This is a genomic window from Gallaecimonas sp. GXIMD4217, from assembly GCF_038087665.1.
GTDB lineage: Bacteria > Pseudomonadota > Gammaproteobacteria > Enterobacterales > Gallaecimonadaceae > Gallaecimonas.
In genome coordinates this window covers 64643-82233 of the sequence record NZ_CP149925.1, presented here as the reverse complement: position 1 = coordinate 82233, position 17591 = coordinate 64643, and the positions used below count along the sequence as shown (strand labels likewise).

Here is a 17591-nt window from a genome sequence, read left to right as displayed (position 1 = left end):
AAGGCCGTCCTTTCCCGTAGACTAGAGCCGTTTTCCCGACAAGAAGCTCGACATGCACATCTGCCACGTCAACCTGGCCAGCGGCTTTTCCGGTGGCGAGCGCCAGACCCTCAACCTGATCCGCTCCCTGGCGGCCCAGGGCCTGAAGCAGACCCTGATCGCCAAGGCCGGCAGCCGTCTCTTTGACGAGGTGGCCTCCCTGCCCGTGACCACCAGGCAGGTGAACCATTTCCTCAAGGGCCACGGCCAGGGGGGCGACTGGGATCTGATCCATTGCCACGACGGCAAGGCCGTGTATTGGGCCCTGCTGGAGCAGCTGCTCAGGAAGACGCCCTATGTCATCACCAGGCGGGTCGACAACCCCCTGGGCAAGGGGCACCTGACCGCCCTGGCCTACCGCAGGGCGGCCACCGTGGCCTGCCTGAGCCGCGCCATCGAATCCGTGGTCAAAAGCCGGGTGGCCGACGCACAAACGGCCATCATTCCCTCCAGCTATTCCGGCTTTGCCGCCGATGCCGATGCCGTCGACGCCATCAGGCAGGGCTTCCCCGGCAAGGTGCTGGTCGGCCAGGTCGGCAAGCTGCTGCACCACAAGGGCTTCCACCTGACCATAGCGGCGGCCCGTCAGCTTAAGGACAGCCATCCCCAGGTAGCCTTCCTGTTCCTGGGGGACGGCCCAGACCGCCAAGAGCTGGAGGCCCAGGCCGCCGGGTTGGACAATGTCCATTTCCTTGGCCACAGGCAGGATATCGGCAACTGGCTGGCGGCCCTGGATCTGCTGGTGTTCCCCTCCCTGAGCGAGGGCCTGGGCTCCACCATACTGGAGGCCATGCAGCACGGCGTGCCCGTGATCGGCTCCCGAGCCGGCGGCATAGTCGACATCATCCAGGACCGGAAAAACGGCCTGCTGGTGGAAACCGGCAGCGGGCCTGCCCTCACCGAGGCCCTGCGCCAACTGCTTGACGACCCGGAGCTGGGCAGGCAATTGAGCGAAGCGGCCAAACAGACACTGGATGTCTTTGCCCCACAGCGGACCGCGCAGCGCTATACCGCTCTGTACGGCAATTGCCTTCACGATGAAGCCAAACGCAGTAAAGATTGATACCAAGATGACCTTTTCCTATCAGCCCCCCACGCTCTGGCAACGCTACCTCTACAGGCTGCTCCCCAGCCGCACCGCCGCCCCCGCCGACAGCCCCGTGCCGGCCAAGGGCAAACGCTACCGGCCGGTGCCTCTGAATGAGATCCGGCTGATCGCACCGGTGCGCAGACTGCTGCAGGCCCAGGCCGGCCAGGCGCCGCTGTCCTTCAGGTCCGACAAACGGCTGACCGTGATCATTCCCTACCGTGACCGGGATGAGCATCTAAACGCCTTTATCCCGGCCATCACCCAGGCACTGACCGAGCAGGCCATCGACTACCGCATCCTGGTGGTGGAGCAGGCCGGCAACGCCCTGTTCAACAGGGGCAAGCTGCTTAATATCGGCATGCATTACGCCGCAGAGCATAGCGACTATTACTGCCTCCATGACGTGGACGCCGTGCCGGTGCAGGCCGACTACCGCTGCCCCTCCCAGCCGCTGCGGCTGATCAACCAACTGCTGTCCACCCACAGGCCCAGCGACCGGCTGCGCAGCATCAATTTCTCCGGCGCCATCAGCCTTTCCCGAGAGCAGGCCTTTGCCGCCAACGGCTTTTCCAACCACTACTGGGGCTGGGGCAAGGAAGACGACGACTTTCTGTTCCGACTGCTGCTCAGCGGTGCCTGCTGCCATTTCGACGAGCAGGGCCAGTTCCACGATCTGCCCAACCCCCCCCACCAGCAGGTACGGATCAGCAAGGGGGACAAGCCCGAGCACGTCAGGCACAACAGGGCCAGGCGCAGCCGCCTCTACCGGCTGCTGGACAACCCGGCAGACGATGGTTTGAGCACCCTTACCTATAGTATCCTTGACCGCCAACAGCATGAATGCTTTGAGAAAATCACCGTCCGCCTGTGACGGTGGCCAGCAGGAGCCGACAGCATGTCCATCAGGGTGATTTATCCGGGAACCTTCGACCCCATTACCAACGGTCACACCGACCTGATCGAACGGGCCTCACGCCTGTTCCACCAGGTCACGGTCGGCGTTGCCGCCAGCCCATCCAAGAAACCCATGTTCTCCCTGGATGAACGGGTAGCCCTGGCCAGGCAGGTGGTCTCGCACCTGGACAATGTGGCAGTGGTCGGCTTCTCCGGCCTGCTGATCGACTTCGCCAGCCAACAGAACGCCACCGTGCTGATCCGCGGCCTACGCGCCGTGTCCGACTTCGAGTACGAGTTCCAGCTGGCCAACATGAACAGGCGCCTGAAGCCGGATCTGGAAAGCGTCTTTCTGACCCCGGCCGAGGAGAACTCCTTCATCTCCTCCACCCTGGTCAAGGAGGTGGCCCTGCACGGCGGCGATGTGTCCCAGTTCGTCCATCCCGACGTGGCCAAGGCACTGATAGACAAGGTCAAGTAACGACAAGGAATGCCATGAAATACCTGCCCCTGGCGGCGGCCGTTGCCGCCGTTCTGCTGCCCGGCCAAGGCCAGGCCCGCGGCGTCAGCCCCTATCTGCCCCTGAACCTGTCCCCGGAGATCGAGCGCCAGGTGGAGCGGGTGCTGATCCTGGCCGACAAGCCGGTGCTGCGCCGGCCCATTGCCGCCGCCACCGTGCTGGACGCCCTGCCCAAGGCCTGCCAGCAGGATCCTGTCACCTGCGGCCAGGTCAGGCGTTACCTCAAGCGCTACATGAAGAAGGCCGGCGTCAGCCACGCCAGCGCCGAGCTGGCCCTGACCAGTGATGACAAGGTGGCCCTGGCCAATGCCCATGGCATGGCGGCAGACAGCGCCTACCGCCTCTCGGCCAGCGCCTACTGGCAGCCCTCCGATTACGCCCTGGTTTCCGTCGGTGGTCTGGCCTACGAGGACGAATCCACTCCCACCAACAGCCTGCTGAGCCTGGGCTTCGAGTATGCCCAGCTGGACGTCGGTTACCGGGACCACTGGCTGTCGCCCATGACCGACAGCGCCCTGCTGATCAGCACCCAGGCCCAGACCATGGCGTCCGTGACCCTGTCCAACTACACGCCGATCACCGACTGGGGCTTCAGCTACGAATTCTTCCTGGCGGAGATGTCCCACTCGGACCGCATCCGCCACCGGGGTGGACTGACATCCGGCAAGCCTCGCCTGGCCGGCATGCACCTGTCCATCGAGCCCGTCAGCGGCTGGAGCCTGGGCGTCAACAGGGTGATGCAGTTCGGCGGCGGCAGCCGGGGCGGCAAGTCCCTGGGTGATATCTTCGACGCCTTCTTCCGCCCCTCCAGCGCCGACAACACCCAGGCCGGCGGCCTGACCTCGGACGAAGAATTCGGCAACCAGGCCGCCTCCATCACCAGCCGCTTCCTGTTCCCGGGCGAGACCCCCTTTGCGGTCTATTTTGAATACGGCGGCGAAGACACCTCCAAGGGAGCCGACTACCGCCTCGGCAACGCCGCGCTGTCGGCCGGTGTCCATTTCCCGCTGCTGTGGCAGGATTTCGACCTCAGCTACGAGTTCTCCGAGTGGCAGAACGCCTGGTATGTGCATCACATCTATTTGGACGGCCTGACCAACGAGGGCAACGTCATCGGCCATTGGGGCGGCGATCAGCGCGCCGCAGGCGACGGCGTCGGTGGCCAAAGCCATATGGTAAGACTGGGCTGGCAACCGGAATTCGGAGGCCTGCTGGAGGCCAGCTACCGGACCCTGGCCAATGAAAGCTACGGCACTGTCGATTACGATCGCGCCCACCTGCTCTCGGTCAGCTATGCCCTGCCCTGGCGGCGCTATCTGGTCGGCGGTGAGTTGCAACTGGGCCGGGATGTGCTTGGAGAAAGCTACAGCCGCCTCAGCGCCTTTATTCGTTTCTAAGGGATGATGTAGATGAAAAAAGCATGCTTGATGGCCACCCTGCTGCTGGCCCCGACGGCCCAGGCGGAACTCTTCGTGGATCTGGGCCTCAATGCCAGCAAGGTCACGGTGAATATTGCCGATGGCCGGGAGGAGTTCGACACCGATCTGGAGCTGGGTCCGCACCTGGGCCTGGGCGCCCGTCGCGCCGTCTCGGATAACAGCGACTTCGGCTTCCGGGTCGAGCTGGACCAGGTGGGCTCCGAGTTGCTGCTGGCGGTACGGGCCCTGGACTACAGGTACAGGCTCAACGACAAGCTGGCCTTCTCCGCCTTCCTCGGCGCGGCCCGCTATGACCTGGCTACCCCTGCCTACGGCTACTACGCCGGCCTGGGCGCACAATGGCGCGACATCATGCCGGGCTGGGATCTGGGCGCCGACTTCCGCTACGGGGAAAAAGTGGCCCGCGACAAGTTGCTGCCGGAAGATCCCCAGGGGGGCCGCCCAGACAGCTTCTACGACATCAAGGGCCTCAGCCTCTACCTCAGCTATCGCTTCTGAAGTAAAGCGCCCACAGCCGCTCGAAAGGCGAATCGGCCGGGAAACGGCCATCCTTGTCGAAGCCGGGGTCGCGCCTGATCATCTCGTTCCACAGGTGCACGGCCCTGGCATTGCCCAGAAAGCCCTCGTTGCCGGCCGTGCTGGTATCGAACATCACCTGCCAGTTGCTGTAATGCACCGGGTAGAAATGCCAGAACGGCAGGGCCTGGTGGTCGTGACCCAGGTGCCTGGCCGCCTGGGTAAAGCCCACGGGGCCATACTCCCCCCACTTGATATTCTCGATGCGGTTGCCCTGCAGGTAGCGGCGTTTGCGTTTTCGCCAACGTACCTTGCCCTTGTCATAGGGCAGGATGCGGTTGGGGTCGGCGCAGCAGGCCATCATCCATTGTGCCAGCTCATGTCCCTTGGGCAGGCCCATGACGGCATTATTGATGATGTTGCGGTCTTCCCAGGCGAACACCAGCTCGCTACCGTAGTCCAGGGGACGCAGGCATAGCACATCGGTGTCGGCCCAGATCCCGCCCTGCTCGAACAACACCTTGTAGCGGAACCAGTCGGCGAACATGGCGATGGAGCCGGTCTTGGGATGGCGGAAGATGGCCTCCCTGGGCAGGATCTCAGTCGCATCCTTGAGCTGGACGCCTTCCGGCACGCCGTCAGGGGCCTCGTAGACATGCAGGTGCAGGAGATGGCCCTGGGCCACGAAGGACGCCATGCACAGCCGTTCCAACCGCGACAGGGCCGGGCCATGCCAGAACATGTGGATCACCGGCAGGGTCATTTCTGGCACTCCACACAAAACACCGTGCTGCGGCCGCCGATCCGCACTTCCCTGAGCTCGCTGCCACAGCCGGGGCAGCCCTGGCCCTTGCGGCCGTAGACGTTGAGCTGCTGGGCGAAATAGCCGGGCTTGCCGTCGGCGGCGGTGAAGTCCTTCAAGGTGGTGCCACCCTGCTCTATGGCCCTGGCCAGCACCTGCTTGATGGCCTCGGCCAGCCTGTCGTAGCGCTCCCGACTGATCTGCCCGGCGGCCCGCCTGGGGTCGATGCCGGCCAGGTACAGGGCCTCGTTGGCGTAGATGTTGCCCACCCCCACCACCACGGCGTTGTCCATGATGAAGGTCTTGACCGGAATACGTCTGTTGCGACTGAGCCCGTACAGGCGCTGGCCGTCGAAGGCCTCGCTGAGCGGCTCCGGCCCCAGCCTGGCCAGCAGTTCGTGCTGCTCACCCGGCGGCACATAGAGCCAGGCGCCGAAGCGGCGCGGATCCGTGTAGCGCATCACCAGGCCGCTCTCCAGCACCAGATCCACATGGTCATGCCTGGCCGGCTCCTGGGCCTGGGTGAGGATGCGCAGGGCCCCGCTCATGCCCAGGTGCACCAGGGCGCTGCCCATGGCCGTTTCGAGCAGCAGGTACTTGGCCCGGCGCTCGATCCTGTCGATGACCTGGCCCTCCAGCAGCGCCAGGGCCTCCGGCACTGGCCAGCGCAGGCCAGGCTGGCGCACCTCGATACGCTTGATGCGCTGACCCAACAGGTGGGGGCTGATGCCGCGGCGGGTGGTTTCGACTTCCGGTAACTCAGGCAAGGGGCTGTCTCACAGTGAATAGCAGAACTTGAAGCCGGCGAGCTTACCAAAGCGCGCCACCAGCCGCGACCGCCAGGCCGACAACACCGGCTGCTCGGCCAGGGGGTCCCGGGGATAGACGGCCGCCGCCCACAGCAGGGTGCCCAGCAGCGCCAGATCCTCGTAACCGGGCTCGGTGCCGCCGAACCAGTCGTTGTCATCGAGCAGCTCGGCGAAATAGATCAGGTTCTGCTGCAACTGGCCCCAGTCCCCTTGCTGGTCGGCCTGTTCCAGGGGACGGCCGATCTGGGCCTCGCGGGTACGGCGGAAATAGACCTGGTCGCCCGGGCTCAGGTGGCCATGGATATGGGGCAACAGGAACCAGCGGATCGACAGGGTCACCAGCTGCTCCACCTCATCGGTGAAGGCCCTGGCCTCGGCTTCGCCACGGGGGAACAGTGTCGGGTCCGGGTAGGTGCTTTCAAGGTAACGGGCGATTTCCCAGGAGTCGCTGACCACGGTCTCGCCGTCACGGATCACCGGCACCTTGCCCTGGCCGGAGAAGGCGATGGCGTCCTTGTCGCAGTAGCGCCAGGGCAGGGCCTGGAAGTCGAGGCCCTTGTGCAGCAGCGCCAGGTGGCTGCGCCAGCAGAAGGGGCTGAAGCGGCGCTGGGGGTGGGCGCCGGCCAGTTCGAACAGGGTGAGCATGGGCTTACTCCTTGTTTGCCTGGCGCCAGCATAACCGGCGAACAGGCATAAAAAAACCCGGCCGACGCCGGGTTTTTTCGAGGAGAACCAGACCTTATTTGATCTTGGCTTCCTTGTACATCACGTGCTTGCGTACAACCGGATCGTACTTCTTCATTTCCATCTTTTCCGGCATGTTGCGCTTGTTTTTATCGGTGGTGTAGAAGTGACCGGTACCAGCGGAGGAAACCAGCTTGATCTTCTCACGAATGCCTTTAGCCATGGTTTACCCCTTAGACCTTTTCACCACGGGCACGGATGTCAGTCAGAACTGCATCGATACCCTTCTTGTCGATAATGCGCATACCTTTGGTGGAAACACGCAGTTTTACGAAGCGGTTTTCGCTGGCAACCCAGAAACGGTGGGATTGCAGGTTGGGCAGAAAACGACGACGCGTTTTGTTGTGCGCGTGGGAAACGTTGTTACCCACAACCGGACCCTTGCCGGTTACTTGGCATACTCGGGACATTTGAAATCTCCAATTACATCAGCTCGAGCTAGTATCACCAGAGGCCGTCGCCCCAGGCGTAGAGAGGGCGCATTTTATACAGCATGCCCCCGCCGAGATCAAGCTAAAGCCGTGAATTGTGCAATTCAGAGCCATCCGCGCTCGGCAAAGGAAACGCATTCTCCATCGCCGACCACCAAATGGTCAAGAACCGGCACGTCGATCAATGCCAGGGCCGCCGCCAGCCGCTCGGTCAGCTGCCGGTCGGCGCGGCTGGGCTCGGCCACCCCAGAGGGATGATTATGGGCCAGGATCACCGCCGCCGCCCCGGCCTCCAGCACCCGCCTTACCACCTCCCTGGGGTAGACGGCGGCCCCGTCCAGGGTGCCGGTAAAGAGTTCGTCGAGGCGGATCACCCTGTGCTGGCTGTCCAGCAACAGCAGGCAGAACACTTCCCGGTGGCGGCTGCCCAACTGGGCCTGCAGGTAACGCCTGGTGTCGTCCGGGCAGGTCAAGGCGCTCTGGCGCCTGAGCCGCTCCCCCAGGGTGCGGCGGCTGAGCTCCAGGGCCGCCTGCAGCTGGGCGTACTTGGCGTCGCCAAGGCCGGGCCCCCGGCAGAAGCGCTCCCGGCTGGCCTCCGTCAACGGCCGCAGGCCGCCGAAGTGACCCAACAGCTCCCGGGCCAGGGTCACCGCATCCTTGCCGGGCAGGCCGATGCGCAGGAATATGGCCAGCAGCTCGGCGTCGGACAGGGCGCTGGCACCGCGCTGCAGCAGTTTTTCCCGGGGCCGCTCCGCCTCCGGCCAATGGTTGATGCCCATCCCTGTGGTCCCCATCGCCGCCAATTTGGTATCTTATAGCCACTTTCAGCCAGGTCTGCCTGCCATGAGCCAGCTACAAGACAAGAAGATCCTGCTCGGGATCAGCGGTGGCATCGCCGCCTACAAATGCGCCGAGCTGACCCGCCGTCTCAAGGACCGCGGCGCCGAGGTGCGCGTGGTGATGACCAGGGGCGCCAAGGAGTTCATCACCCCCTTGACGTTGCAGGCGGTCAGCGGCAACCCGGTGGGCGACAGCCTGCTGGATCCGGCCGCCGAAGCCGCCATGGGCCATATCGAGCTGGCCAAGTGGGCCGACGCCATACTGGTGGCCCCGGCCAGCGCCGACATCATCGCCAAGCTGGCCGCCGGCATGGCCGACGATCTGCTCACCACCCTGGCCCTGGCCAGTGCCGCCCCCCTGGCGGTGGCCCCGGCCATGAACCAGCAGATGTACAAGGCCGCCGCCACCCAGGCCAACCTGCAGACCCTGGCCAGCCGCGGCGTGCAGCTGTTCGGCCCCGGCGCCGGCTCCCAGGCCTGTGGCGACGTGGGTCCGGGCCGGATGCTGGAACCCCTGGAGCTGATCGAGCACCTGGAAGCCCTGTTCGTGGAGCCGCTGCTGGCCGGCCGCCACCTGGTGATCACCGCCGGCCCCACCCGCGAGGCCCTGGATCCGGTACGCTTCCTGTCCAACCACAGCTCCGGCAAGATGGGCTTCGCCCTGGCCGCCGCCGCCCGTGAGCTGGGCGCCCAGGTGACCCTGATCGCCGGCCCCGTGGCCCTGGCTACCCCGGCCGGGGTGGAACGCATCGACGTGGAGAGCGCCCAGGACATGCACCAGGCCGCCCTGGCCGCCGCCGCCACCGCCGATGTCTTCATCGGCTGCGCCGCCGTGGCCGACTACCGGCCTGTGGCCAGTGCCGACGACAAGATAAAGAAGACCAAGGACGCCATGACGGTGGAGCTGGTCAGGAACCCGGATATCATTGCGGATGTGGCCACCGGCAGGCACAGGCCGGCCCTGGTGGTGGGCTTTGCCGCCGAAACCCGCGACGTGCTGGCCTACGCCCGCGACAAGCTCAAGCGCAAGAAGCTGGATCTGATCGCCGCCAACCAGGTCGGCGGCGAACTCGGCTTCAACAGCGACGACAACCAACTGACCCTGATCGGCCCGGATCAGCAATGGCCCCTGGGCCAGGCCAGCAAAAGGCAGCTGGCCAAGGCCCTGGTGGCCAAGGTGGCCCAACTCTTGGAAGACAAAGCATGAAGACCCCCATCGAACTGAAGATCCTCGACCAACGTGTCGGCAGCGAATTCCCCCTGCCCGCCTATGCCACCGACGGCTCCGCCGGCATGGACCTGCGCGCCGTCATCGACGGCCCCGTCGAACTGGCCCCGGGCGACACTAGCCTGATCCCCACCGGCCTGGCCATCCACATCAATGATCCCGGCCTGTGCGCCACCATTTTGCCCCGCTCGGGCCTTGGCCATAAGCACGGCATCGTGCTGGGCAACCTGGTGGGCCTGATCGACTCCGACTACCAGGGCCAACTGATGGTGTCGGTATGGAACCGCGGCAACGACAGCTTCACCATCCAGCCCGGCGAACGCATCGCCCAGCTGGTGTTCATGCCGGTGGTGCAGGCCCAGTTCCAGATCGTCGACGACTTCGAAAGCAGCGATCGCGGCGAGGGCGGCTTCGGTCATTCCGGCCGTCACTAAGCGCCTTTGACAGCGCAACAAGGCACGCTAATATAGCCCCTTCTTCAGGGGCTCTCTTTTAGTCGCAGGGAAAATAACAACAATGGCCAACGCCAAAGTCAGTCGCCGTGAACAGATCTTGCAGGCCCTGGCCCGGATGCTGGAAACCCAGGCCGGACAGCGCATCACCACCGCCAAGCTGGCCGCCGAAGTGGGCGTGTCCGAGGCCGCCCTCTACCGGCACTTCCCGTCCAAGGCACGGATGTTCGAAGGCCTGATCGACTTCATCGAGGATTCCCTGCTGTCGCGCATCAACCTGATCATGCGTGACGAGAAAGACACCCTGTCCCGCATCCACATGCTGCTGCACCTGCTGCTGGTGTTCGCCGAGCGCAACCCCGGCCTGACCCGCATCATCAACGGCGACGCCCTCCAGGGCGAGCAGGAGCGGCTGCGGGAGCGGGTCGAGACCCTGTTCGCCAAGCTGGAGACCCAGCTCAAGCAGATCCTGCGCGAACGCCGCCTGCGCGAAGGCAAGGGCTTCCAGGTGGAGGAAGGGGTGCTGGCCAACCTGCTGCTGGCCTACTGCGAGGGCCGCATCAGCCAGTATGTGCGCAGCGGCTTCAAGCACAAGCCCACCGACAACTTCCAGCCCCAGTGGCAGCTCATCGAGAGCCAGCTGCTGTAAAGACCACATCCGGGCAGGATGCCGAATTTTCAACAAGGAGAAGTAACGTGGATACCCAGACCCAAACCCTCGTCAAAGACATCAGCACCCCCCTGTTCCAGGCCAAGGGCTGGATGAAGCTGCTGGGCGTGATGTCCATCATCGGCGGCGTGCTGACCGGCCTGACCATAGTAGGCCTTGTCATCGCCTGGCTGCCGATCTGGATGGGCGTACTGCTGTTCCAGTCCGCCGGCGCCCTGGAGGCGGCCCAACACAACGGCTCCCCGGAAGTGGCCAGCCAGGCCATGGCCAAGCTCAAGACCTACTTCACCATCATGGGCGTGTTCACCCTGATCGCCATCATCCTCAACGTGGTGCTGATGCTGCTGGGCGGCGCCGCCGCCCTGGTCGGCATTGCCGGTTAAGGCGATGCGCCATTGAAAAAGGCGACCCGCGGGTCGCCTTTTTTAGTGCCGAGAGCACGGCCTCAGATGCCATACCGGGCCCGATAGCTGCGCACCGCCTCCAGGTGCTGGGCCATCTCCGGCCGGTCTTCCAGATAGGAGATGAGGTCGGCCAGGGTGACGATGGACACCACCTGGCAGCCGAAGTCGCGCTCCACTTCCTGGATGGCGGACAGCTCGCCCTTGCCCTTTTCCTGGCGGTCCAGGGCGATCAGCACCCCGGCCAGCTCGGCGCCGTTGTCCTTGATGATCTCCATGGATTCACGGATGGCGGTGCCGGCGGTGATCACGTCGTCCACCAGCATGATGCGCCCTGCCAGGGCGCTGCCCACCAGGCTGCCGCCCTCGCCATGGTCCTTCTTCTCCTTGCGGTTGAAGCAGTAGGGCACGTCCTGGTCGTGGTGGTCGGCCAGGGCCACGGCGGTGGTGGTAGCGATGGGGATACCCTTGTAGGCGGGGCCGAACAGCACATCGTACTGGATGCCGGCGTCCACCAGGGCGTCGGCGTAGAAGCGGCCCAGGCGGGCCAGATCACGGCCGGTGTTGAACAGCCCGGCGTTGAAGAAATAGGGGCTGGTGCGGCCGGACTTGAGGGTGAACTCGCCAAAGCGCAGCACCTGGCGCTCCAGGGCAAATTCGATAAAGGCTTTCTGATAGGCTTTCATGTTGGCTCCCACATGCAAAAACGCGGCCCCCGGGCCGCGTTCAAAATCGATCAGCTCAGCGCCTCGCGCTGGGCCTGGCAGAGATCCTGGATGCCGGCCACGGCCAGCTCCAGCATGGCGTTGAATTCCGGCACCGAGAAGGGCTCGCCCTCGGCGGTGCCCTGCACCTCGATGAGGCGGCCGTCGTCGGTCATCACCACGTTCATGTCGGTCTCGGCCTGGCTGTCTTCCACGTATTCCAGGTCACAGACCGCCCGGCCGTCGACGATACCCACGGACACGGCGGCAATCATGTGCTTGAGGGGCCGCACCTTGAGCTTGCCCTGCTCGCCGAGCCAGTCCAGGGCGTCCACCAGGGCCACGCAGGCACCGGTGATGGCGGCGGTGCGGGTGCCGCCGTCGGCCTGGAGCACGTCGCAGTCGATGGTGATGCTGTATTCGCCCAGGGCCTCGAGATCCACGGCGGCGCGAAGGCTACGGCCGATCAGGCGCTGGATCTCCATGGTGCGACCGGACTGCTTGCCCTTAGCCGCCTCGCGCATGTTGCGGGTGTGGGTGGCCCTGGGCAGCATGCCGTACTCGGCGGTGATCCAGCCCTGGCCCTTGCCCTTGAGAAAGCGCGGCACGCCCTCTTCCACGGAGGCGGTGCACAGCACCTTGGTGTTGCCGAAGGCCACCAGCACCGAGCCCTCGGCATGGGCGGTGTAGTTGCGGGTGATGGTGACGGGCCTGATCTGGCCTACTGCTCTACCGTTGGGGCGCATAGGGGGTCTCGTGGCGTGGATTGATGGCCGCCAAGTATAGGGGATCCGCCCGGCCAGATGAAGGTGGTCAGGCCTTGGTGGCAGCCGCTATACTGGCGCCACATCCATTCACGGCACGAGAGACACCATGACCCACAGCATGACCGCCTTTGCCCGCCAGGAAGTGAAAGGCGACTGGGGCACCGCCAGCTGGGAGATCCGCAGCGTCAACCAGCGTTACCTGGAAACCTACCTGCGCCTGCCGGAAAGCTTCCGGGGCCTGGATCCCGTGCTGCGTGAAAAACTCCGCGCCAAGCTGGCCAGGGGCAAAGTGGAGGTGCAGCTGCGCTTCGAGGCCGCCGCTGCCGACGCCAACCAGCTGAGCCTGAACGAGAACCTGGCCAGGTTGCTCACCGACAAGGCCCACTGGGTGGCCGACCTGTACGCCCAGGCCCAGCAGCAAGGCAGCCATGTGGACCTGACCACCCCGGGCGGCGCCCAGTTCAACCCGGTGGACATACTGCGCTGGCCCGGCGTCATGGAAGCGGCCGAGGCCGACATGGACGCCATCACCAAGGAGCTGCTGGCCGCCTTCGACGCCACCCTAAAGGACTTCATTGCCGCCCGCGCCAGCGAAGGCAAGAACCTCCAGGATCTGATCGAAACCCGCCTGGACGGCGTAACCGCCGAGGTGGCCCGCGTGCGCGAGCAGATGCCGCAGATCATCCAATGGCAGCGCGAAAAGCTCAGCGTCCGCTTCGAGGAAGCCCAGGTGGAGCTGGATCCCCAGCGCCTGGAGCAGGAAATGGTGCTGCTGGCCTCCCGCCTGGACGTGGCCGAAGAGCTGGACCGCCTGGACTCCCACGTCAAGGAGCTGCGCAACGTCTTCAAGAAGGGGGGCGCCATCGGCCGCCGCCTGGACTTCATGATGCAGGAGTTCAACCGCGAGGCGAACACCCTGGCCTCCAAGTCCATCAACGCCGACATCACCCAGAGCGCCGTGGAGCTCAAGGTGCTCATCGAGCAGATGCGGGAACAGATCCAGAATATCGAATAAGCAAAGGCCCCTCGGGGCCTTTTTCATTGCCTGGGCCGGTACCAGAGGCTGGGATCCTTGAGCATGTCCTGCTCCAGCTCGGTGAGGTTTGGGCTTTCCAGCTCTAGCACCGCTCGGTTCTTGAGATTGAGTTCGGTGGCCGCCGGGCCGAAGTAACGGTCGAAGAGGCGGTCGAAGTCGCCGCTGGCCCTGGCCATTTGCAGGCCCTTTTCGATGCGCTCGGCAAGCTCGGGGTATTGGGGCGAGACGAAGTAGAGCAACGTCAGGGGGTAACGCAGCACCAGCTGCTTCTCTATGGCCAGCTCAGGATGGCGCCTGGCCTCGTCCTGGATCTCCAGGGCCGAGCGGGGGAAGCAGTCGAAGCGGCCCACCTGCAACATCAGGAACAGGCTCTGGTAGCGGGTGATGGTCAGCACCTTGAGGTCGTTGGCCTGGAGTATGGCCGTGTCCGGCCAGTGCAGGTGCTGGCCCAGGGTCAGGCCCCTGGCCCGCCAGTCGGCCAGGGAGCGGATGCCGTCGAAGCGCTTCTGGTCATGCTCGCGGATAAAGCAGAGCCGCCAGCCCAGCAGGCCCTTGGCCACGGGCACGGGCACCGCCAGCAGCTCCTTCACCCGCTGCGGATCCGGGGCGAAGACCCCGACCTGCACCTTGGCGCCGCTGATCAGCTCGTGAACCACCCGCCCCTGCTCCATGGGCTCGGAGAGGCGGATGCGGTAGTCGCCGTACTCGGCGCTGGTGTTGTCCAGGGCCAGGCGCAGCAGCCGCACTATGGCCGGGTTGGGGTGTTCGGCCAGCTGGTTCCAGATGACGATGTCCTGGCCCCGGGCCAGGGCGCTGCACAGCATCAGCAGCCAAAGCAGGGCTTTCATGGGCTCCCCCTGGTGGTGCACCTGCCTTCAGTATTGCCGCTGGCAACGAAAAAGGGGCCTTTCGGCCCCTTTCCTTACCACTGGACGCTGTAGCTCAGCGCGTAGCTGCGTCCCCGGCCTTCATAGCGGAACAGGGCCGGGTTGGAGAGGCTGGCGTAGAGGATCTGCGCCCGCTGGCTCCACAGGGTCTCGTAGTCCTCGTTTAGCAGGTTCTGGATGCCGAAGCGCAGCTCGCCCACCGGCAGCTCGTAGCCCACCCCCAGGTTGAGCACGTCGTAGCCTTCCAGGCTCTGGCCATTGGCGTCGTAGTCGGCCAGCAGCTGCCAGTTCAGATCCACCCAGCTGCCGTCGCCGCGCCAGCCGCCATGGAGGGTGGCGCTGTTGGGGCTGGCCCGGTCGGCGCCCAGCTTCTGCCAGTGGCCGGCCACCTTGCTCTCGCTCTTGAGCAGGTGCAGGTTGGCGCCGCCGTAGAGGCCGCCGTCGAACTGGTAGTCAAGCTTCGCCTCCAGGCCGTAGATGCGGGTCTCGACGTCGTTCACCTTCACCGCCAGGTTGCTGCGGTCATAGCTGACGCTCTTGTCGGACAGGGAATGGTAGGCCGCCAGCTGGGCGTCCAGGCCGCCGTCCACCAGGCGCCAGCCCAGCTCGACGGAGTCGGTCTTGATGCCGGTGAGCCTGTTGTCGGCCACAGAGATGCCCTGCAGCAGGGTCGGGCCGGCGCCGTCCATGTCGTAGCGGCCGTTGCCGTAGTACTTGGCCGGATCCGGCAGCTCGAAGCCCTGGGAGAAGTTGGCCCACAGCCGCTGGCCGTCGTCCAGGCGGTAGAGGGCGCCCAGGTTGCCGGTCCAGACGTCGTAGTGGGCCTTGCCGCCGGGCACGGCCTGGGGCTCGGCGTCTATGCCGAGCAGGGCATAGAGGCCGGCGTCGGCCAGGTACTGCTGCAGCAGCGGCACTATGTCGCCCACCTGGTTCTCGATGCGCTGGTAGCGCAGGCCACCATTGAGGCGCAGGCGGTCGCTGGCCTGCCACTGGCCCTGGACGAAGCCGGCCTGGCTGCTGTTGTCGATGTCCGGGTAGCGCTGCAGGGTGCGCTCATGCTCGTAAACCAGGCCGCCGCTGGCCATGGCCGCGGCCGCGCTGTACAGGCGCTGGTCGGCCTCGAAGGACTCCTCCTCCAGATCCAGGCCGTAGCTGAGCTGCCAGTCGCTGCCCTGGGCCAGCATCACCAGCTTGGCCGCCTGTACCTCGGTGTCCTGCTGGGAGGCGCCGATCAGCGGCAGGGTCTGGCCGAAGGCGCGCTTGATGCTGGGGAAGGGGAAGAAGCGGATGGCCTCGGCCCGGTCGGACAACTGCACCAGCAGCTGCTGGCCCAGCAGGTCATGGTGGCGGTAGGTCAGGTTGACCAGATGGCGCTCGGTCTCGGGCTGCCTGTCCAGCTGCAGGCCCTCGCGGGCCTCCACCTGGCTGGGGTCGTAGAGGCCGGCGTAGTTGGGGCCCAGGTAGGCGCCCACATCGCTGTCCTGCTCGTTGTCGTAGTACTGGGCGGTCAGGGCCAGGCTCTGGTCATCGGCCAGGCGCCAGTCCAGGCTGCCCATCAGATCCAGGGCCTGGCTGTACTGGCTGGAGTTCTGGGTGATGTCCGGCAGCACCAGCTCGCCGTCGGCGTTGTAGAGGCCGCCGGTCTTCTCATAGGCCAGGGCCAGCCGGCCCTTGAGGTCGTCGCTGCCGCCGCTGATGGCCTGGGCCAGCTTCCACTGATAGTCGTCGCCATCCTCGAAGCCGCTCTGCACCGCCACCTGGCTCTCCAGGGCCAGGCCGGTCTCGTCGGCCTTTTTGGTGATGATGTTGATGATGCCGCCGGTGGCGCCACCGCCATAAATGGCGGTGGCCCCGGACAGCACTTCGATGCGGTCGATATTGAAGGGATCGATGGATTCGAACTGGCGGCTGATGCCGCGGGTAGAGTTCAGGGACACGCCGTCGATCATCACCAGCACCGCCCGGCCGCGCATGTTCTGGGCGAAGTTGGTGCGGCTCTGGCTGCCCGCATCCAGGCTGGGGATCAGCCGCGCCAGGGCGTCCTTGAGGTCGGCGCCGGTGTCTATCTTGGCGCGCAGCTCGTCGCCACTGACCACCCAGACGGTGGCGGCGATATCACTGATCTGCTGGGGAGCGCGGCTGGCGGTGACCACTATGGTTTCCGGTGCCACATCGTCGGCCAGGGCCGGGGCGGCCATGGCGAGTACTAGGGGGGCCAGAGCGAATTTCATGACAACGTCCTGTTTGGTTCTTAACTGCAATTGCGAACCATTATCAATATCAACAAGAGAAATGCAACGAAAAGCCGCGGCGGTGATACCATAAGGGCATCCGCATCCAGACCCTGACGCTGTTATGAGACGTGGCAACCTCTTTATCGTGTCGGCCCCCAGCGGCGCCGGCAAATCCAGCCTGATCAAGGCCCTCATCGACAACCACGGCCGGGACGGCTCCCTGGCCCTGTCCGTTTCCCACACCACCCGTGCCATGCGCCCGGGCGAGGAAGACGGCGTCCACTACCACTTCGTGTCCGTGGACGAGTTCAAGGCGCTGATCGAGCAGGACGCCTTCTTCGAGTGGGCCGAGGTGTTCGGCAACTACTACGGCAGCTCCCGCCTGGCCGTGGAGGAGCAGCTGGCCAGGGGCATAGACGTCTTCCTGGACATCGACTGGCAGGGCGCCCGCCAGGTCCGCGAACTGATGCCCCACGCCATCGGCCTGTTCATACTGCCGCCGAGCCGAAACGAGCTGGAGCGCCGCCTCACCGGCCGCGGCCAGGACAGTTTGGATACCATCGCCAAGCGCATGGACGAGGCCGTTTCGGAGATGTCCCACTACGACGAATACGACTACGTCATCGTCAACGACGACTTCGACACCGCCCTTGGCGAGTTCCACGCCCTGGTCACCACGGCGCGGCTGGCGCTGGACAGCCAGCAGCACGCCCATGCACCACTGCTGGACGCACTGCTGGCGCACAAGTAAACTATTGGGTCACTTTTTAGATCCCTTGATTGCCTGATGGGAGACATGCATGGCACGTGTAACCGTTGAAGACGCTGTAGAACAGGTTGGTAACCGCTTTGACCTGGTGCTGCTGGCTGCCCGCCGCGCCCGCCAGATCGCCACCCAGGGCAAAGATCCCCTGGTCGAGGCCGAGAACGACAAGGCCACCGTTATCGCCCTGCGCGAAATCGAAGAAGGCCTGATCAACGCCGAGATGCTGGATAAGGAAGACGCCCGCGCCCAGCAGGAGCAGGAAGCGGCCGAGCTGGCTGCCGTTGCCGCCATCGCCGGCAACCATCAGGAATAAGCTGTTAACA

The 17591-nt window shown here is 65.0% G+C and carries 22 protein-coding genes; 12 read left to right on the top strand and 10 right to left on the bottom strand.

What is annotated here, in order from left to right:
• Nucleotides 1-52 precede the first annotated feature (52 nt).
• Genes WDB71_RS00415 through WDB71_RS00395 form a run of 5 tightly spaced genes read left to right on the top strand, consistent with a single transcriptional unit; the run spans nucleotide 53 to nucleotide 4480 of the window.
• Nucleotides 53-1102 carry a glycosyltransferase family 4 protein gene (locus WDB71_RS00415; protein WP_341502689.1) on the top strand — a complete coding sequence of 350 codons (1050 nt, stop codon included), beginning with the start codon at nucleotides 53-55 and terminating at the stop codon, nucleotides 1100-1102.
• Between the two features lie 7 nt (nucleotides 1103-1109).
• Nucleotides 1110-2000 (top strand): galactosyltransferase-related protein, encoded by an 891-nt coding sequence (locus WDB71_RS00410; protein WP_341502688.1) that lies wholly within the window; start codon nucleotides 1110-1112, stop codon nucleotides 1998-2000.
• A 24-nt stretch (nucleotides 2001-2024) separates the two neighbouring features.
• A complete protein-coding gene (gene coaD, locus WDB71_RS00405) occupies nucleotides 2025-2504 on the top strand; it encodes a pantetheine-phosphate adenylyltransferase (RefSeq protein ID WP_341502687.1) in 480 nt (159 codons plus the stop codon).
• Between the two features lie 14 nt (nucleotides 2505-2518).
• A complete protein-coding gene (locus tag WDB71_RS00400) occupies nucleotides 2519-3940 on the top strand; it encodes a capsule assembly Wzi family protein (RefSeq protein WP_341502686.1) in 1422 nt (473 codons plus the stop codon).
• Nucleotides 3941-3952: 12 nt separating this feature from the next.
• Entirely contained in the window at nucleotides 3953-4480 is a 528-nt protein-coding gene (locus tag WDB71_RS00395) for a hypothetical protein (RefSeq protein ID WP_341502685.1), read from the top strand.
• On the opposite strand, the gene WDB71_RS00390 is transcribed toward WDB71_RS00395, so the two are convergent.
• The 6 genes from WDB71_RS00390 to radC all read right to left on the bottom strand — a co-directional run bounded on the left by WDB71_RS00390 (nucleotide 4464) and on the right by radC (nucleotide 8063).
• The gene (locus WDB71_RS00390; protein WP_341502684.1) at nucleotides 4464-5261 is read right to left on the bottom strand and encodes a glycosyltransferase; all 798 of its coding nucleotides are present in this window, start codon (nucleotides 5259-5261) and stop codon (nucleotides 4464-4466) included. The two genes, WDB71_RS00395 and WDB71_RS00390, sit on opposite strands and share 17 nt — an antisense overlap.
• Complete coding sequence (gene mutM, locus WDB71_RS00385; protein WP_341502683.1) at nucleotides 5258-6067, bottom strand: bifunctional DNA-formamidopyrimidine glycosylase/DNA-(apurinic or apyrimidinic site) lyase; 810 nt, start codon at nucleotides 6065-6067, stop codon at nucleotides 5258-5260. Before mutM ends, WDB71_RS00390 begins: the two co-directional genes overlap by 4 nt.
• 9 nt (nucleotides 6068-6076) lie before the next feature.
• Complete coding sequence (locus tag WDB71_RS00380; protein WP_341502682.1) at nucleotides 6077-6754, bottom strand: glutathione S-transferase N-terminal domain-containing protein; 678 nt, start codon at nucleotides 6752-6754, stop codon at nucleotides 6077-6079.
• A 94-nt stretch (nucleotides 6755-6848) separates the two neighbouring features.
• Nucleotides 6849-7016: a 50S ribosomal protein L33 gene (gene rpmG / locus WDB71_RS00375; RefSeq protein ID WP_341502681.1), complete on the bottom strand. Its 168-nt coding sequence runs from the start codon at nucleotides 7014-7016 to the stop codon at nucleotides 6849-6851.
• A gap of 10 nt (nucleotides 7017-7026) precedes the next feature.
• Nucleotides 7027-7263: a 50S ribosomal protein L28 gene (rpmB, locus tag WDB71_RS00370; RefSeq protein WP_341502680.1), complete on the bottom strand. Its 237-nt coding sequence runs from the start codon at nucleotides 7261-7263 to the stop codon at nucleotides 7027-7029.
• 125 nt (nucleotides 7264-7388) lie between these two features.
• A complete protein-coding gene (gene radC / locus WDB71_RS00365; RefSeq protein ID WP_341502679.1) occupies nucleotides 7389-8063 on the bottom strand; it encodes a DNA repair protein RadC in 675 nt (224 codons plus the stop codon).
• 64 nt (nucleotides 8064-8127) lie between these two features.
• Here radC and coaBC point away from each other — a divergent pair, with 64 nt between their 5' ends.
• The 4 genes from coaBC to WDB71_RS00345 all read left to right on the top strand — a co-directional run bounded on the left by coaBC (nucleotide 8128) and on the right by WDB71_RS00345 (nucleotide 10856).
• The gene (coaBC, locus tag WDB71_RS00360; protein WP_341502678.1) at nucleotides 8128-9330 is read left to right on the top strand and encodes a bifunctional phosphopantothenoylcysteine decarboxylase/phosphopantothenate--cysteine ligase CoaBC; all 1203 of its coding nucleotides are present in this window, start codon (nucleotides 8128-8130) and stop codon (nucleotides 9328-9330) included.
• Nucleotides 9327-9785 carry a dUTP diphosphatase gene (dut, locus tag WDB71_RS00355; RefSeq protein WP_341502677.1) on the top strand — a complete coding sequence of 153 codons (459 nt, stop codon included), beginning with the start codon at nucleotides 9327-9329 and terminating at the stop codon, nucleotides 9783-9785. The genes coaBC and dut overlap by 4 nt, the downstream gene beginning before the upstream one ends.
• Before the next feature lie 82 nt (nucleotides 9786-9867).
• Complete coding sequence (gene slmA / locus WDB71_RS00350) at nucleotides 9868-10452, top strand: nucleoid occlusion factor SlmA (protein ID WP_341502676.1); 585 nt, start codon at nucleotides 9868-9870, stop codon at nucleotides 10450-10452.
• 47 nt (nucleotides 10453-10499) lie between these two features.
• Entirely contained in the window at nucleotides 10500-10856 is a 357-nt protein-coding gene (locus WDB71_RS00345; RefSeq protein WP_341502675.1) for a DUF5362 domain-containing protein, read from the top strand.
• A 62-nt stretch (nucleotides 10857-10918) separates the two neighbouring features.
• Here the strand turns inward: WDB71_RS00345 and pyrE are convergent, their stop codons facing one another.
• Nucleotides 10919-11560, bottom strand: a complete 642-nt coding sequence (gene pyrE / locus WDB71_RS00340; RefSeq protein ID WP_341502674.1) for an orotate phosphoribosyltransferase — start codon at nucleotides 11558-11560, stop codon at nucleotides 10919-10921.
• Between the two features lie 50 nt (nucleotides 11561-11610).
• Nucleotides 11611-12324: a ribonuclease PH gene (gene rph, locus WDB71_RS00335; protein WP_341502673.1), complete on the bottom strand. Its 714-nt coding sequence runs from the start codon at nucleotides 12322-12324 to the stop codon at nucleotides 11611-11613.
• Between the two features lie 127 nt (nucleotides 12325-12451).
• On the opposite strand from rph, the gene WDB71_RS00330 reads away from it, so the two are divergent.
• On the top strand, nucleotides 12452-13360 hold the full coding sequence (locus WDB71_RS00330; RefSeq protein WP_341502672.1) for a YicC/YloC family endoribonuclease: 909 nt from the start codon (nucleotides 12452-12454) through the stop codon (nucleotides 13358-13360).
• A 23-nt stretch (nucleotides 13361-13383) separates the two neighbouring features.
• Here the strand turns inward: WDB71_RS00330 and WDB71_RS00325 are convergent, their stop codons facing one another.
• Together WDB71_RS00325 and WDB71_RS00320 are read right to left on the bottom strand one after the other, a co-directional pair.
• Nucleotides 13384-14229, bottom strand: a complete 846-nt coding sequence (locus WDB71_RS00325) for a transporter substrate-binding domain-containing protein (protein ID WP_341502671.1) — start codon at nucleotides 14227-14229, stop codon at nucleotides 13384-13386.
• A gap of 74 nt (nucleotides 14230-14303) precedes the next feature.
• The gene (locus WDB71_RS00320; RefSeq protein ID WP_341502670.1) at nucleotides 14304-16499 is read right to left on the bottom strand and encodes a TonB-dependent receptor; all 2196 of its coding nucleotides are present in this window, start codon (nucleotides 16497-16499) and stop codon (nucleotides 14304-14306) included.
• Nucleotides 16500-16623: 124 nt separating this feature from the next.
• On the opposite strand from WDB71_RS00320, the gene gmk reads away from it, so the two are divergent.
• Entirely contained in the window at nucleotides 16624-17253 is a 630-nt protein-coding gene (gene gmk / locus WDB71_RS00315) for a guanylate kinase (protein ID WP_341502669.1), read from the top strand.
• 49 nt (nucleotides 17254-17302) lie between these two features.
• Nucleotides 17303-17581, top strand: coding sequence for a DNA-directed RNA polymerase subunit omega (gene rpoZ / locus WDB71_RS00310; RefSeq protein ID WP_341502668.1), 279 nt, complete (start codon nucleotides 17303-17305; stop codon nucleotides 17579-17581).
• Nucleotides 17582-17591 lie beyond the last annotated feature (10 nt).

Excerpts from the sequence above, each read along its gene's own strand:
- WDB71_RS00415 (WP_341502689.1), top strand. The coding sequence starts at position 53 with ATGCACATCTGCCACGTCAACCTGGCCAGCGGCTTTTCCGGTGGCGAG.
- dut (WP_341502677.1), top strand. The coding sequence starts at position 9,327 with ATGAAGACCCCCATCGAACTGAAGATCCTCGACCAACGTGTCGGCAGC.
- radC (WP_341502679.1), bottom strand. The coding sequence starts at position 8,063 with ATGGGCATCAACCATTGGCCGGAGGCGGAGCGGCCCCGGGAAAAACTG.
- WDB71_RS00320 (WP_341502670.1), bottom strand. The coding sequence starts at position 16,499 with ATGAAATTCGCTCTGGCCCCCCTAGTACTCGCCATGGCCGCCCCGGCC.
- rph (WP_341502673.1), bottom strand. The coding sequence starts at position 12,324 with ATGCGCCCCAACGGTAGAGCAGTAGGCCAGATCAGGCCCGTCACCATC.
- WDB71_RS00390 (WP_341502684.1), bottom strand. The coding sequence starts at position 5,261 with ATGACCCTGCCGGTGATCCACATGTTCTGGCATGGCCCGGCCCTGTCG.
- coaD (WP_341502687.1), top strand. The coding sequence starts at position 2,025 with ATGTCCATCAGGGTGATTTATCCGGGAACCTTCGACCCCATTACCAAC.
- WDB71_RS00410 (WP_341502688.1), top strand. The coding sequence starts at position 1,110 with ATGACCTTTTCCTATCAGCCCCCCACGCTCTGGCAACGCTACCTCTAC.
- WDB71_RS00380 (WP_341502682.1), bottom strand. The coding sequence starts at position 6,754 with ATGCTCACCCTGTTCGAACTGGCCGGCGCCCACCCCCAGCGCCGCTTC.
- gmk (WP_341502669.1), top strand. The coding sequence starts at position 16,624 with ATGAGACGTGGCAACCTCTTTATCGTGTCGGCCCCCAGCGGCGCCGGC.
- pyrE (WP_341502674.1), bottom strand. The coding sequence starts at position 11,560 with ATGAAAGCCTATCAGAAAGCCTTTATCGAATTTGCCCTGGAGCGCCAG.
- rpmB (WP_341502680.1), bottom strand. The coding sequence starts at position 7,263 with ATGTCCCGAGTATGCCAAGTAACCGGCAAGGGTCCGGTTGTGGGTAAC.
- coaBC (WP_341502678.1), top strand. The coding sequence starts at position 8,128 with ATGAGCCAGCTACAAGACAAGAAGATCCTGCTCGGGATCAGCGGTGGC.
- WDB71_RS00325 (WP_341502671.1), bottom strand. The coding sequence starts at position 14,229 with ATGAAAGCCCTGCTTTGGCTGCTGATGCTGTGCAGCGCCCTGGCCCGG.
- WDB71_RS00400 (WP_341502686.1), top strand. The coding sequence starts at position 2,519 with ATGAAATACCTGCCCCTGGCGGCGGCCGTTGCCGCCGTTCTGCTGCCC.
- WDB71_RS00395 (WP_341502685.1), top strand. The coding sequence starts at position 3,953 with ATGAAAAAAGCATGCTTGATGGCCACCCTGCTGCTGGCCCCGACGGCC.
- rpmG (WP_341502681.1), bottom strand. The coding sequence starts at position 7,016 with ATGGCTAAAGGCATTCGTGAGAAGATCAAGCTGGTTTCCTCCGCTGGT.
- slmA (WP_341502676.1), top strand. The coding sequence starts at position 9,868 with ATGGCCAACGCCAAAGTCAGTCGCCGTGAACAGATCTTGCAGGCCCTG.
- rpoZ (WP_341502668.1), top strand. The coding sequence starts at position 17,303 with ATGGCACGTGTAACCGTTGAAGACGCTGTAGAACAGGTTGGTAACCGC.
- WDB71_RS00330 (WP_341502672.1), top strand. The coding sequence starts at position 12,452 with ATGACCCACAGCATGACCGCCTTTGCCCGCCAGGAAGTGAAAGGCGAC.